At 48.8% G+C, this 14244-nt stretch carries 12 protein-coding genes; 6 read left to right on the top strand and 6 right to left on the bottom strand.

The genetic code is table 11. From position 1 onward, the window contains the following. Positions 1-234: 234 nt before the first annotated feature. A complete protein-coding gene (locus OSH01_RS09115) occupies positions 235-1368 on the top strand; it encodes an NAD(P)/FAD-dependent oxidoreductase (protein ID WP_266123783.1) in 1134 nt (377 codons plus the stop codon). Positions 1369-1442: 74 nt separating this feature from the next. Here the strand turns inward: OSH01_RS09115 and OSH01_RS09110 are convergent, their stop codons facing one another. After that, on the bottom strand, positions 1443-2723 hold the full coding sequence (locus OSH01_RS09110; RefSeq protein ID WP_266123782.1) for a hypothetical protein: 1281 nt from the start codon (positions 2721-2723) through the stop codon (positions 1443-1445). 150 nt (positions 2724-2873) lie between these two features. On the opposite strand from OSH01_RS09110, the gene OSH01_RS09105 reads away from it, so the two are divergent. Continuing rightward, the gene (locus OSH01_RS09105; RefSeq protein WP_266123781.1) at positions 2874-3797 is read left to right on the top strand and encodes a LysR family transcriptional regulator; all 924 of its coding nucleotides are present in this window, start codon (positions 2874-2876) and stop codon (positions 3795-3797) included. Here OSH01_RS09105 and gsiD read toward each other — a convergent pair. The 5 genes from gsiD to OSH01_RS09080 all read right to left on the bottom strand — a co-directional run bounded on the left by gsiD (position 3794) and on the right by OSH01_RS09080 (position 10667). Beyond that, on the bottom strand, positions 3794-4690 hold the full coding sequence (gsiD, locus tag OSH01_RS09100) for a glutathione ABC transporter permease GsiD (protein WP_266123780.1): 897 nt from the start codon (positions 4688-4690) through the stop codon (positions 3794-3796). The genes OSH01_RS09105 and gsiD overlap by 4 nt on opposite strands. 14 nt (positions 4691-4704) lie before the next feature. Beyond that, positions 4705-5625 carry a glutathione ABC transporter permease GsiC gene (gsiC, locus tag OSH01_RS09095; RefSeq protein WP_266123779.1) on the bottom strand — a complete coding sequence of 307 codons (921 nt, stop codon included), beginning with the start codon at positions 5623-5625 and terminating at the stop codon, positions 4705-4707. Between the two features lie 64 nt (positions 5626-5689). After that, on the bottom strand, positions 5690-7240 hold the full coding sequence (gsiB, locus tag OSH01_RS09090) for a glutathione ABC transporter substrate-binding protein GsiB (RefSeq protein ID WP_266123778.1): 1551 nt from the start codon (positions 7238-7240) through the stop codon (positions 5690-5692). A 39-nt stretch (positions 7241-7279) separates the two neighbouring features. Next, positions 7280-9133 carry a dipeptide ABC transporter ATP-binding protein gene (locus OSH01_RS09085; RefSeq protein WP_266123777.1) on the bottom strand — a complete coding sequence of 618 codons (1854 nt, stop codon included), beginning with the start codon at positions 9131-9133 and terminating at the stop codon, positions 7280-7282. A gap of 25 nt (positions 9134-9158) precedes the next feature. Beyond that, positions 9159-10667, bottom strand: a complete 1509-nt coding sequence (locus OSH01_RS09080) for a S41 family peptidase (RefSeq protein ID WP_266123776.1) — start codon at positions 10665-10667, stop codon at positions 9159-9161. A gap of 348 nt (positions 10668-11015) precedes the next feature. Between OSH01_RS09080 and OSH01_RS09075 the strand changes: the two genes are divergently transcribed. From OSH01_RS09075 to OSH01_RS09060, 4 genes are all read left to right on the top strand, one after another. Beyond that, positions 11016-11873, top strand: coding sequence for a cysteine hydrolase family protein (locus OSH01_RS09075; protein WP_266123775.1), 858 nt, complete (start codon positions 11016-11018; stop codon positions 11871-11873). A 58-nt stretch (positions 11874-11931) separates the two neighbouring features. After that, entirely contained in the window at positions 11932-12294 is a 363-nt protein-coding gene (locus OSH01_RS09070) for a DUF4870 family protein (protein WP_266123774.1), read from the top strand. A 192-nt stretch (positions 12295-12486) separates the two neighbouring features. Then, the gene (locus tag OSH01_RS09065) at positions 12487-13077 is read left to right on the top strand and encodes a phenylacetic acid degradation protein PaaY (RefSeq protein WP_266123773.1); all 591 of its coding nucleotides are present in this window, start codon (positions 12487-12489) and stop codon (positions 13075-13077) included. A 520-nt stretch (positions 13078-13597) separates the two neighbouring features. After that, on the top strand, positions 13598-14242 hold the full coding sequence (locus OSH01_RS09060; RefSeq protein WP_266123772.1) for an ABC transporter permease: 645 nt from the start codon (positions 13598-13600) through the stop codon (positions 14240-14242). Positions 14243-14244: the final 2 nt, after the last annotated feature.

Raw genomic sequence — 14244 nt, 5'->3', positions numbered from 1 at the left:
AAAACGGCATAGGTAGAGTGTTTGCATTTGATGCTTCCGCATTTGTTTTGACATAGTCAAATACAGGAACAAAACGTACTTTTTTCGCGTATGTATGCGCAAAATACATGTTATGTGTTTCCTTTATTCATAGTGTATAGTGCACTTCTCTGTTTATTTCCATTTGTGCGTATTATTGCTATTTGGCATTGTTTCTGTCGATGGCGGCTCCGCTAGATGTGCTCGAGGTGTAGTGTGCGCGTAGACTTCTTAATTATTGGTGCTGGTATGGCCGGATCAGCCCTGAGTTTTTACTTGGCTCAGCATGCTAAGGTTCTGGTTATTGATAAAACCCCTGGCCATGTACTGAATGCTCGGGGATGGGCCTGTGGCATCGCTAGAACGGATGGGCAACCCCAGTTGGTACGTGAGTTATGTGCCCTCAGTGTGCCCCAATTAGAGCAGCAAGGGTGGAGCCAGTGGAGGCCATTTCTGTATACCGCTGCAGTGGGCCAAGGTGCACTGCTACAGCAGCGACAGCGGCTTTTGCAACTCACGGGAGAGGCAACGCGCTTAGTGTCAGCAGGGCATCTACGAGAGTTATTGCCCGTTTTGCGGGATGACTATCTTGAAGGAGGCTTGTTGCTTGATCAAGTTCTGGAGGTCAATGCCCTAGGGATGCAGTCTTGGTTGACTGAGCAGGCGCAGCAGGCAGGCTGTCGGTTTTTAGTTGATAGCGCAGTCACCGAAGCCATTTATAACGCTGGGCGGTGGCACGTGAGATTAGCTAACGGGATGAGCTTGGAGGCCAGCGTATTGATTAATGCTGCTGGGGCAGGGGCGAACGACCTAGCCGAGCTTTGTGGGGTGGGTGCTAAGGATCTGGTGACGAGCGAATATACCCATTTTCTGTTTGATGCTGAGTTTGACGGGGTTAGCCGCCAGAACGCTGTGGTGGCAGGTATTGACGCCAGTTATACCTTGCGCACGTTAGAGCGGCACATTTGTTTAACTTCCAGCCTTGTCCCTTACGTAAGTACTGAGCAGGCTCAGACAATGGCACGACGTGCGCAAATAGATTTAGCCTATAGCATCTATCAACTGGAAAGTGTGAGTCGTATACGAGCACGTTTTCCCGTTTCTAGTTGGGTCGAACGCTTATGCCAAGCTAAGGATGGGCATTATGTAGTGGGCTGGGAGCCTAATAGTCATCCATTTTTTTGGTTTACGGCTTTTGGTGGCAGTGCGCTACATGGATTGTTAGCAGCCTCTGAGTTAGCCAGTCATTTGCTCTTACAGAGCAGACCCAGAGCAGCGCTAGAGGCGTTATCTTGGCAGGCTATGCAACCAGGCCGAGAAATAGTGCCTGCAGGAAGCTGGCGGGTTTAACAGGACTGCATACTTGAGCCCCGTAGGCAAGCTTGGAGCTTGCCTACGGGGTTTTTCGTTAGGGTAGAAAAACTTTACTTGCCTACTAACTCGCTGACATCAATGATGTACATTTGACGTATGTTTTCATGCACTGAGTCTATGCAAACGAGCTGGCCGTCGCGGCTCCAGCGTGGGTGCAAATCACAGCGATTTTCCTTGCGTAAGTTTGGGTCCGTGTAAAAGCTACCCAAGTCATAACGTAGATCTTGTTCCATATCGTACAAGAAAAGAATGCGTTGATTCGTTTCTGAGTCTGGGTAAGTGTCGCTCAACAACCACCGTTTATTCACAGGAGAAAAGGTCATGTGGCCGTTTTCATCTAGTACGGTAGCGCCTACGACTTCTACTGGGCCATTATCCGCGTCCGTATAAAGATGGTAATGGATGCTGCCTTGATGGGGCCCCCAAACGATAATACGGTTGTCATCGCACCATAGGGGGTGAGATATCTGGTATTCGGATTTTTCGTAATCAAAAGTACCTACAGCACTGGGATCGAAGTCCTCGGCCAACTGGGGCAAGGGGTGATCGGAGCATTCAAGTAAACGCATATCAGTACCATCGGGGTTGATGGTGATCAGGCGATGTAAGAAACATGTTTCATCTTTCACTCGCTCGGTCCAGCGGTGAAGGAATAAGATACGCGACGAAGCTGGATTGATCTCTATATGGCTAACCCAGTGTATGGCTTTATCCATAGAGGGTACATGGTGAAAACTCTTCAAATCAGCATAACTGACTAAAAGCTGATGTTCGCCTGTGTTCAGGTCTAGGTAGCGCAGACCATCTGTGGTTGGGGCCAGCGCTAATGGTGCTTGGGGCTCTGCGTCACAATAGCCGATTGTTTCGTGCGTGATCCATAGGCGGCGGTAGTCAATGCTAATGGCAAACTGACTGTTGGGCGCCACAACGTAGATGGGAAGGTCTAAATCACGACTGGTTCCGGTATCAATATTGAAAATACGCGAACCTAAGTTAGGGTACGGTGACTGAGTATTCTGGCTGCGGATGTTATAGATAATTTGACGGCCAGGCTGACCATCTAACCACTGGGATTGGCAACCCATTTGCCAGTTCCACGTGGTGGTGGTGTCAACCACGGTAAAGGCATCTTGGTTTTCTAAATCAAAAAAACCGATTTCAGCTTCTAAGTCCGCTTGTAAGTCGGCATCCATCATGGGAACCTGATTGGCTAATAGATAGCGATCGGAGCGATCCCAGGTTGACTTATTGTAGTAACCAAAGAAATGATGTTTAGGCCCTGTGCCAGCACGGCGTATGGGGCAGGGGTACTTGATAATTTTTTCAGACATGCAAAGAGTTCCCACTCGGATATAAGCTCATAAGAGGACGAGTTCAGCCGTCATGCAAGACTCAAGTTAGCACTCATGGGGTATGTCAACAAATTCTTTTTGTTGTACAATCTATTCAGTTTTGATATAGAGTTTTTTAGGCGCTTAAGTATGTCCAGACCCCTTAATTTTCAACAAATACTGGCTTTTAAAGCAGTCATGGAATTGGGAACGACGATACGCGCTGCCGAGTACCTGAATACAACGCAACCCTCTATTAGCCGACGCCTTAGCGAAATACAATCGGCGACTGAGCTAGAGCTGTTCGAGCTGCATCGCGGGCGCTTGCGGCCTACCAGCGAAGCGAAGCTGTTATACAAAACCATACAAAAACACTTTGATGGCTTAGAAAGTATTGAAAATGTCATCGCCATCATGCGTCGTTCAGGTGTGGGCGTGCTGCGCTTAGGAAGCACATCTACCTTGGCATTAGGCCTACTGCCACCAGTCACACAGGAGTTCTTGACGCTATTTCCTGATGTACACATCGAAGTACAGACAACGACGACACAGCAATTGGTGGATTACTTGCATCAAGATCTTATCGATGTGGCGTTCAGTACAGGTAATCTTGAGTCTGATTTTGAGGCCGAACGGGTGCACCAGTCTCAGGCTGTTTGTGTGATGCCCAGTCTTCATCCATTGGCGAGTCGGGCGTGTATTCAGCCCAGCGATTTATTACAAGATCGCTTATTGTCGTTAAGTGATAATGATGACTTTACGATACGTTTACGAGGCATTATGCGCGACTTGGGTATAGAGCCTGAGCGCACTATCGCGGCTACTTCGTCGATTACCATTTGTGCGTTGGTGGCCGAAGGATCTGGCTTAGGGGTGGTGAACCCTTACGTGGCTCGTTCGTTCGCAGGGCGCTTAGCCATTAGGCCTTTTGAGCCCGCTTTAGATACATCCGTGTATATGGCGACACCTAACCGCAGTACGCCTTCATTATTGGCACGCCACTACATGGATTTATTGCGAAAAAAAGCGGCCCAATTGACGGTGCCGCCTTCATCCGCAGATCTACATTTTTAATCTACTTTTGGGTCTAGCGCGTCGCGCAGGCCGTCGCCAACCAAGTTAAACGCCAAGACGGTTAAAAATATTGCCAAGGCAGGGAACAAGGCCACATGAGGCGCCAAAACCATGTCAGAGCGGGCATCGTTCAGCATAGCGCCCCACTCTGGAGTAGGTGGCTGGGCACCCATTCCTAGGAATGACAAGCTAGCCGCCGTGATGATGGATGTCCCGATACGCATGGTACCGTAGACCACGATAGGAGATATCGTACTGGGTAAAATATGTTTAAAGATAATGGTCCAGTCCGATGCCCCGATGCTGCGCTCAGCCTCAATGTACGTCATATGTTTAATGGATAAAGTATTGCCACGTACTAAACGAGCAAAGGCTGGCACACTGAAGACGGCCACCGCGATAATGACATTGATGATGCTAGAACCCAGCACAGCGACCACTCCAATCGCTAGTAACATGCCTGGAAACGCGAAGAGTACATCAGACATGCGCATAGTGATGCGATCCCACCAGCCTTCGTAATAGCCTGCCATCAATCCGAAAAAAGTACCTACGATAGCCCCTAAGGCGACGGATATTAAACCGGCTGATAAGGAAATACGCGAGCCCATCAAGATGCGGCTTAATATGTCTCGGCCGAGTGAGTCCACACCAAACCAGTGCTGCCACGAGGGACCTTGGTTTAAGGCATCGTAATCGAAGTAGTTCTCAGCGTTGTAAGGCACGATCCAGGGGGCCAAGATAGCCAGTACAACCAGAAATGCAATAAAAATAGCGGCTACAACAGCCAGTTTTTGTTGTTTAAATTTACGCCAACACTCAGCCATGGGCGTCAGAATTTTTTCTTCTTCAGCACTGTTGACCGCAGCATTGGGTACAAAGTTGGAGCTCATGATGGGTCCTTTGCTTATTTCAGACGTATGGCTGGATTAATCGCCCCGTAGAGTAAGTCTACGGCCAGATTAATGAGCAGGAACTCTAGCGAGAAAAGTAAAATCAAGCCTTGTATTACGGGGTAATCACGCATATTGACTGAGTCAATCAGCAGACTGCCCATGCCGGGCCAGCTAAAAACCGCTTCCACAACGATTGAGCCACCCAACAGTGTCCCAAACTGTAAGCCCATCATGGTGACCACTGGAATTAAGGCATTACGTAATACGTGTTTGTTGATCACACGCTCTTCACTCAAACCTTTAGCGCGTGCAGTACGAACGAAGTCTTCTTTGATCACTTCCACAAATGAGGCGCGCGTGAAGCGGGCCATAATGGCGGCCACACCGGCGCCAAGGGTAATAGAGGGCAGTATGTAATGCTGCCAACTGCTCGCACCGATAGAGGGCAGCCAACCTAGATAGACAGAAAAAAGTTGGATCAGCACCATACCTAGCGCAAAGGCAGGGAAGGAAATTCCCGATACGGCTACTGACATGCCCAGATGGTCAGGCCATTTGTTGCGCCAAACGGCAGAAATGATCCCGACTACCAGACCAAAAACTATAGCCCACACCATGCTGGTAACCGTTAGCATCATGGTGGGGAAAAAGCGCTCCGCGATCAATCTGGAAACGGGTTGATTGATTCGCAAGGAGGTGCCGAAATCGCCTTGCAACAGATTGACGACATAATGCATAAACTGTTCAGGTAACGACCTGTCCAATCCCATCTGGTGACGGATAAGCTCAATGGTGGCACCATCGGCATCAGGGCCTGCCACTAAGGCCGCCGGGTCGCCGGGTAGTAAGTGAACAAACATGAAGACCGCCACCAGTACGATGATTAAGGTGGGGATCATGCCGAAAATGCGTTTAAGTGCGTAAATAAACATGATGTGATGCGCAGGCTGGGAGGGGAGGCAACCCTCCCGTTAATGACAAAGTAATCTAGTCGCGTTATTGCAATTCGATTTCAGGGTAGTAGAAGTTGCCATCAGGCATAACGTACATACCTTTCAGCTTGTCGCTTTGGCCATAAACGTGATCGCGAGTTACCAAGAAAATCCATGGTGCATCTGCCCAAACTTGTTCTTGAGCCATTTTGTACTGAGCTGTTTTCTCTGCTTCGTCGGTGGTCAGCAACGAGGCCTCAATGGCCTTATCGACTAACTCGTTGGAGTAGTAAGCATTGTTCTCGAATGCAGGTACCCAAGAAGAAGTGGCCAATAAAGGACGCAGGACCCAATCAGCCTCACCGGTGGACGAGGCCCAACCAATGTAATACATGCGGTTGCCAGCGGTTTCTGGATTAGATACCTGCTTAACCCGTGCGACTCGTTGGCCCGCTTCCAAAATTTCGATGGATGTTTTTACGCCAACTTGTGCCAATTGCTGTTGTAAGAACTGCACGACTTTCGTAGCGGTGCCATCGTTATAGCCAGACCAGAGCGGCACGCTAAAGCCGTCTGCGTAACCCGCTTCCTTAAGTAGTTCACGCGCTTTGGCGGGGTCGTATGGCCATGGATCCATTTTTTGCGCGTACTGTACGCCTTGAGGTATTACTCCTTCCATTGGGCGCGCGTACCCAGCGTAAGCCACTTTAGCTAGAGCCTCTTTGTTAACGGCGTAGTTCAGAGCCTGACGAACACGAATGTCGTTAAAGGGTTTGACTTGATAGTTCAGCGCTACGTAGGTATCGGACACCGATGGGGTAGCGACGATTTCAATGTTTTTAGCTTTCTCTAGTAGCTTGGCTTGCTCATAAGGAATAGGGTAGGCAAATTGCGCTTCGCCAGTCTGAATCACTGAAGAGCGAGTATTGTTATCGGTTACAAAACGGAACGTTAATCCGTCTACTTTAGGCCAGCCGGTGCGCCAGTAATGATCGAATTTTTCTACTTTAACGTGCTCAGATGGGCGCCATTCGAGGAATTTAAAAGGGCCTGTGCCCACAGGATGGGAGGCGATATCTTTATTGCCATATTTTTCTAGCGCGGCAGGCGAGATAATCATGGCGGCAGCATGCGCTAAGGTACTTAAAAAAGCGGAGAACGGTTTTTCGAGCACAAAATCTACAGTGTGCTCATCAATGACGTTCACTTCTTTGATAAGGCTAAACTGACTCCAGCGTGACAATCCATTGGCTTTATCTAAGACGCGGTCAAAGGTGACCTTAACGGCATTGGCTGTAAAGTCGGTGTCGTCATGGAATTTAACACCTTGGCGTAGTTTGATCGTGTACACCAAGCCGTCTTCACTTACTGAATAGTCTTCAGCCAGTACCTTTTGAATCTTAAGATTCTGATCGAACTCGAACAAGCCCTCATAAATTGACTTGCTGACTGATCGAGTGATCGAGCTGTTAGTGTTGTAGGGGTCAAGTGACTCAATGGCAGAGGAAATGGCCAGGGTAACTTGTTTATCGGCTGCCAGGCTTAGCGGGGCGTTTAACGTTCCTACACATAGCGCGGCGGCTAATAGAGCTGCTTTAGGTTTAAAGATTTTCATAGGGTCTTTACCTGCGATGGAAAGTGAAGAAAATCGCGCTTAGCTGCGCGCAACAAAATGTCCGTTTCCGATATCCTCTAGCGTCAGGATAGCGGGCTCGTCACCAATGGCTCTTACTGGACTAGGGATTTCGTCCACTTGCAATTGGCGGCTCATTGTTCGACGAGTAGGGTCAGCCACGGGTACAGCTGACATCAGCTTTTTGGTGTACGGGTGCTGGGGGTTTTCAAAAATAGCATTGCGTGGGCCAATCTCAACAATCTGTCCCAGATACATCACTGCTACACGGTGACTGACACGCTCAACCACTGCCATATCGTGTGAGATAAACAAGAACGAGACACCAAGCTCCTGTTGTAGCCCCATCATTAAATTAACAATTTGGGCTTGAATTGAGACATCCAGTGCGGCCACTGATTCGTCAGCGATTACCACTTTAGGATTCAGCGCTAAAGCCCGTGCAATGCAAATACGCTGACGTTGCCCACCTGAGAACTCGTGCGGATAACGCTTGGCAGCATTAGCAGGTAAGCCAACACGCTCTAAAAGCTCAGTCACTCGTTGTTGTGCTTGTGCACGGCTCATCACCTTGTGAATTAACAGAGGTTCCATAATGGAGTAACCCACGGTTAGCCTAGGGTCGAGCGAGGCATAGGGATCCTGAAAAATAAATTGTATATTGCGGCGAAGCTGCTGCAGTTGAGGGCCCTTCAAGTCACTGATGTCATGACCATCGAAGATTATTTTCCCCGCTTGGCTGTTCACCAGTTTGAGTAAAGATCGGCCAGTGGTAGATTTACCGCAGCCCGACTCACCTACTAAGGCAAGTGTCTCGCCAGCCCACAGGTCAAAACTAATGTGTTCTACCGCATGAACGCGCTTGGTGACTCGATTGAGCAGTCCGGTGCGAATATCAAAGCGAGTGCTTAAATTTTGTACTTGTAGAATAGGCTCGGCACTGTAGTCGGGGGCCTTGGCTTGTACAATTACCGGTTCAGTGTCGGCTTGGCGTGCATCCACTTGAATGAGCTCAAAGGGTGCAGGCAAAATGGTGCCATGCATGGAGCCCAGTTTGGGTACGGCAGAGAGCAGTGCCCGAGTATAGGGGTGCTGGGGGGTACTGAACACGCCCTCAGTGTTGCCTTCTTCAACTTTATCACCGCGATACATCACCAACACGCGATCAGCTACTTCGGCCACTACCCCCATATCGTGGGTGATGAAGATGACGCCCATTTGCATTTCTTTTTGCAATTCCCGGATCAACTGCAAAATTTGCGCTTGTATCGTGACATCTAAGGCGGTCGTAGGTTCGTCAGCAATAAGTAGGGCAGGTTTACAGGCTAAAGCCATGGCAATCATGACTCGTTGGCGCATACCGCCTGATAGTTGATGAGGAAAACGGCCTATAACTGACTGCGCGTCCGGAATACGTACTTGGTCCAGCATACGTAATACGGCCGCATGCGCTGCGGAGGCGGTTAAGCCTTGGTGTAAGCGAATAGACTCTGCAATTTGCTCGCCGACGGTAAATACAGGGTTCAGCGAAGTCATGGGCTCTTGGAAAATCATGGCCATGTCGGCGCCACGTATGCTTCGCATCAACGTATTATTGGCTTGATCTAAACGCACAATCTCTTGATTGCGGCGACGCAGACTCATGTTGCCATGGGTGATTTTTCCACCTCCATGTTCCACCAAGCGCATCAATGATAACGAGGTGACAGACTTTCCTGAGCCTGACTCTCCGACGATGGCAAGTGTTTCACCTTGAGCGACGGTGAAGCTTAAATGCTTGACCGCATCAACTGTTTTCTGATTGCGGCTAAATTGCACGCTCAGATTCTCAACAGCGAGAACTTGCTTTTCTTGTAGAACGATTGGCGTAGTCATGTTGCGTCAGTAAATAGGTACATGTTTAAACATCAAGCTGTTGTTGAATCAGCAGCTGGGTGCGTTCTAGTTGGCTATCTGTGTGTCCCAGCCAGTCTTGAATCGTGTGGGCAAGGTGATAGTCAGGACTCACACCTGTCCCTTCGTATAATTGCCCATCTTTTTGGAACGAAGCCATCGTAGAGAGCATGAAACTTACTTGGCTGTGCGGCAGTGTGAATGTTATGGCGTTGCCACTGCGGCCATTGGTTGGCATGCCAACCAATTGGATATTGCCCCAATCTTTAAAGCTGGAACTGAAAATGTCGCCAGCACTGCCAACCCCCCAGTCCACCATTAGGTAAACGGGCTTGTCGTAGTAGTACTTTTGACTATCAGGACGCAATGCCATGAAGTACCAGTCACTAAATGCTTTGGGAGGGGGCTCCCACACGGGTTGAAACGTAGACAAGAATTGCTCTAAGGCTGCAATGTCCTTGGCAGCGACCATAGGGTCATGACGATAGGGCACCTTTTTATCCCAGGTATCGAGCTGACCTATAGGATTAAACTCTGGCTCCTGGCCCTTAGGGATGCGTAGTTTGCAAACGTTGGCTATGTAGGGCGCAGAGTTTGGCGCCATAAAGTAAGGGAACAGCGCCAAGAGGTTATCTCTGACGCCGCCACCACACTGACGTGCATCAATAATCAGGGCGCGGCTATCTTTAAAGCGCGCCATGTTGGCATGAATCAGCGGAGGCAGGGCGTCATCATGTTGGGAGTAAATGCGTAGATACGCAATATTGTTATCCAACATACGACTTTCTTTGGGTAGATTGAGCGGCGCAGGCGGTGTGATGAGCTGTTCACTTAAGCTCACCTGGTGCTCGACTAAGGCATCATCATTTGTATTACGTAAGCTTATGCGCAGTATGTCGCGTTGGGGTAGGCCTAACTCATTACGCAGTAGACCTATGTAGCGCATAAATAGAAAACCACGCAACGTTTTTGACGAGCTAGAGCCATAGGTGCCAGCGCTTAGTGCATCAGCACAGGCTAGCCAACTGTCAATGGGAAGGCCATCTATACTGTGTACGTAAGGGTAGAGCGGGTCTAATAGCTCGCGTTGTACAGGATCATAGGCAAAACATAAACGACCGACACGCCCGAAACACACAGGGCTAAAAACGGCAGGAATGTACTGTTCTATGTTGACCAAGCGCCCGTGAGCATCCCCAATTTCTTGCAGTATTTTTTGGGTAAGCAGGGCGATTTGCTCAACTTGTACTGTGTCGGGAAGTGTCGCTCGTACGCTGTCGAGCACTGTTCGGTAGGGAAAGCTAACCGACAAAGCATACGATGAGCGCTCGGCAATGAATTGTGTCAGTTGCGTCAAGTCAGCATTGGCGTGCTCACGGCTTAAGAGCGGGTAAGCGCTTTTATCTAGGGCAGGGCTCAGAGCAACGGTATGCGGGGTGCAAGTAGAGTAGCTGGCCCGAGACGCCTGATGAGAAAAACCATCGAAAACAGTCGATGCAGTAGGCATGGCAGTCATATATATTAGTAGTGCTTAAGCTATCAAGACGATGAGGCAAATGTCTGATACCTATACAAAATCTTTCCTATGTATCTATACAATAAGCCCGATTTCTTGATACAACTAATTCTTTGATTGGGATACTCTATGCACAATTGATATACCTAGGGTTTACGCTGGTATAGCATAAAGCGTATTCCGCCGCAGCGGTAACGGAAAGACTCAGGCTTGATTCAGGCCTGTATAGTTAAGCAGGTTGTCGCCCTGTTTATGACAAGAAGCAGCTTATTTTTAAACGAATAAAATGGTTTGCCTTTTCTACCGGCCGACAAGCTTGATTGTTCACACCTATAAAGTGGAGGACCTATGAGTAGTAAGCATATGCTGATTATTGATCCACAAAATGATTTTTGTGATTTGCCGCCGTCTTACTGGGCAGTAGACCCGCTTTCTAAAACAGGAGCGCGCCTGCAGCCTAGTTTGCCTATCGTAGGTGCTCATGCTGATATGCAGCGTTTAGCACGCTTTGTTGAACGAGCTGCTAACTCTTTGGATAGGATTACCGTCACCTTGGATTCCCACCTGGGCGTATCCATTGAACGTCCTAGTATGTGGTTAGCGCAAGACGGTGGTGAGCTACCCGCTTTTACCCCCGTACGGGCACAAGACGTGCAGCAAGGGCGTTATCGCGTGCGACATTCAGCATTCAAGACTATTGTTATGGATTATTTATTGGCACTAGAGCAGCAAGGCCGTTTCACCCACATGGTATGGCCTGCCCATTGTGAAGTGGGTACGTGGGGGCATCAAGTGCATGCTGATATATTGAGAGCCCTTCATGGGTGGGAGGCAATGAGCGGTATACCTGTAGCGAAGGTCTTAAAAGGTATGAGTCCCTATACTGAGCATTACAGTGCTTTAGTGGCCGAGGTGCCCGATGTGGCCGATCCAGCCAGTCAGCTTAACCAGACTTTATTGAACAGCTTAGAGGCTTCGGATATGGTGATTGTAGGCGGTGAGGCAGCGTCCCATTGTGTGCGCTGCACCTTAGAGCATATTGTGCAATACGGACGGGACGGGGACTTGTCGCGTTATGTGTTGTTAGAAGATTGTGTCAGCGTGATTAGTGGTTTTGAAGACGACTATCAGATTTTTTTGCAGCAAGCTAAAAAGCAGGGGCTACGCCTAAGCACCAGTACACAGTTACTTGCTGAGCTGCAATAACGGGGTCATCAGCCTTAGTTTATAATTCCGACTTTATTATTTGTCATGGGAGAGTGGTATGGAAAACAATACTCAGGTGCCAACCACGCAAGCTAGTACTGAGGAAATAAACGCTAAACGTCGTTTAACGATGGTCATCTATGGCTTGTATGCGTTAAGCCTTTTTATGGGTGGCTTGCCTAGTATCGTGGCAATTATTATGAATTATGTTAAACGCGATGATATGCGTGGTACTTGGTTAGAAAGTCACTTTGAGTGGCAAATTAAGACCTTCTGGTGGACGCTGCTAGGGGGGGTAATATCCGCTTTACTGCTTATGATAGGCGTGGGGTTCATTTTACTGGCAGCCGTTGGCATCTGGTACATATACAGAATTGTGAAGGGCTTTTTGCGTCTTAACGACAATCAGGCTGTGTCCTAGAACCAAAAGATTGACAGAATCGGCGCTGAGGCGCCGTTTTCTTTGCTTTTTTAAAATGTAAAAGGAGTGTAGTGAGGATTGTGCCCTCTAAGTAAATACAGCGTTGCTATCACGAGTGATGATTTGTGGTTAAATCAGGTAAATTCAAAACAATGCGCTCGCCTAAGTAGCGGGAGCTTATTGAGACAAGTTATGCAAAATATATATTCTATCGATGGCATTATTCCTGTGGTGCACCCCACCGCTTACATTCATCCAACTGCTGTTTTGATCGGCGATGTCATCATAGGGCCTGGCGTCTATGTCGGCCCCCTAGCAAGCTTGCGTGGTGATTATGGGCGTATCGAAATGAAAGCAGGCTCAAATGTTCAGGACGGCTGTGTTATCCATGGCACCTATCGGCAAGATACTGTCGTGCACGAAGACGGACACATTGGGCATGCTGCCGTTTTACATGGTTGCACGATTGGAGTGAATGTGTTGGTGGGCATGAATGCGGTGGTAATGGATCATGCTGATGTGGGGGCTAATAGTATTATTGGGGCACAGGCTTTTGTGAAAAAAGGTATGCAGATACCGCCATATAGCCTCGTGACCGGCGCCCCCGCACAAATCATTCGCCAGCTCGATCAAGCGACCATTGATCGCAAGCACTTTGGCACTCGTTTATATCAGCGTTTGGCGCAACGGTGCCTGCAAAGCATGGAACAAGTGGAGCCTCTCACCGCCCCTGAGCCTGATCGCCGACGCTTAACAACGGATATGATATTTCCGCTTGAATGACATCCTCATGCCAAGACTGATGCGTGTGTGGATTGGCGTGGGCTTAGCAAAAAGCGCGTACTACTGCCCATCCAGTTCTTCTTGTGAAGTGGCTATGAGTGCCTGGAATATTTGATTGTGTAAGGCACTGCTTGAGCGGTTTTTTTTGACTTATTGCAGCATGTTATAATCCTTGCTGCTTAAAGTTTTAACGTATTGTGTTGTTATACGTTCTGCATTAACGCGTATTTACGCCTCTTGTTGTTCGCCACGGCGACAAAATAAATCTATTACTTTTCACCCATTGTGGCGTAAAAACTCAGGCGTCAATGCCTCTAGCTAGCCTCCCTGATAATTGGCGAGGCTTATCCATACTTTTCTGGCCCTACGGTTAGGGTTAACAGGCTTCAATGACCAACGCTGTGCCGTGTAGTGCAGACTGGCGGTGAGGCTGTCCACGTTGCCGTCATAATGCGCTGGGCAAACACAGGCGACGAGTGGACTTACCATTGCACGCAAGAAGGAGTTAAAAGGTGGTTCTGTGGAGCTTATGAGCTTTATCCTCGCCCATATCGATGTTTTGATGGCACGTACTGTGCAACACATTACTTTGGTGGGCATCGCGGTAGGTTTAGCCGTATTACTAGGTGTACCAATAGGTATTGCGATTACTCAGCACAAGCGGGTGGCTGATTGTGTGCTGTATATGGCTTCTGTGATGATTACGATTCCCTCGATAGCCCTATTTGGCCTGATGATTCCATTACTGTCACCAATCGGGTACGGCGTAGGCCCGGTTCCTGCCATGGTAGCTGTCTTGCTGTATTCGCTCCTACCCATCATACGTAACACGCATTCGGCTATTCATAATCTTGACCCAGCATTGCGGGAAGCAGCAAAGGGGATGGGTATGCATCCTTGGCAGCGCCTTTGTCGTGTGGAGATTCCTATTGCGATGCCGGTGATTATGGCTGGAGTAAGAATCGCAGTGGTGATGAATATTGGTGTTATGACCATTGCCACCTACATCGGTGCCGGGGGATTGGGAGACTTTATCAGCAATGGGATTGCACAAACAGACAGACTACAACTGATCACCGGGGCGTTGGCTGTCAGTGTATTGGCAGTGTTTGCCGATTACAGCTTGGCAGCCTTACAGCGTTACTGGACGCCAAAAGGGGCGTGAAT

The sequence above is a fragment of the Alcaligenes endophyticus genome (assembly GCF_026344035.1).
Taxonomy (GTDB): domain Bacteria; phylum Pseudomonadota; class Gammaproteobacteria; order Burkholderiales; family Burkholderiaceae_B; genus Alcaligenes; species Alcaligenes endophyticus.
Note: the sequence above shows the minus strand (reverse complement) of the source record. Positions and strands in the feature narration are given on the sequence as shown.

Bases quoted from the DNA above. Each gene is read 5' to 3' on its own strand.
- OSH01_RS09110 (WP_266123782.1), bottom strand. From the start codon at position 2,723: ATGTCTGAAAAAATTATCAAGTACCCCTGCCCCATACGCCGTGCTGGC.
- OSH01_RS09105 (WP_266123781.1), top strand. From the start codon at position 2,874: ATGTCCAGACCCCTTAATTTTCAACAAATACTGGCTTTTAAAGCAGTC.
- gsiD (WP_266123780.1), bottom strand. From the start codon at position 4,690: ATGAGCTCCAACTTTGTACCCAATGCTGCGGTCAACAGTGCTGAAGAA.
- gsiC (WP_266123779.1), bottom strand. From the start codon at position 5,625: ATGTTTATTTACGCACTTAAACGCATTTTCGGCATGATCCCCACCTTA.
- gsiB (WP_266123778.1), bottom strand. From the start codon at position 7,240: ATGAAAATCTTTAAACCTAAAGCAGCTCTATTAGCCGCCGCGCTATGT.
- OSH01_RS09085 (WP_266123777.1), bottom strand. From the start codon at position 9,133: ATGACTACGCCAATCGTTCTACAAGAAAAGCAAGTTCTCGCTGTTGAG.
- OSH01_RS09080 (WP_266123776.1), bottom strand. From the start codon at position 10,667: ATGACTGCCATGCCTACTGCATCGACTGTTTTCGATGGTTTTTCTCAT.
- OSH01_RS09075 (WP_266123775.1), top strand. From the start codon at position 11,016: ATGAGTAGTAAGCATATGCTGATTATTGATCCACAAAATGATTTTTGT.
- OSH01_RS09070 (WP_266123774.1), top strand. From the start codon at position 11,932: ATGGAAAACAATACTCAGGTGCCAACCACGCAAGCTAGTACTGAGGAA.
- OSH01_RS09065 (WP_266123773.1), top strand. From the start codon at position 12,487: ATGCAAAATATATATTCTATCGATGGCATTATTCCTGTGGTGCACCCC.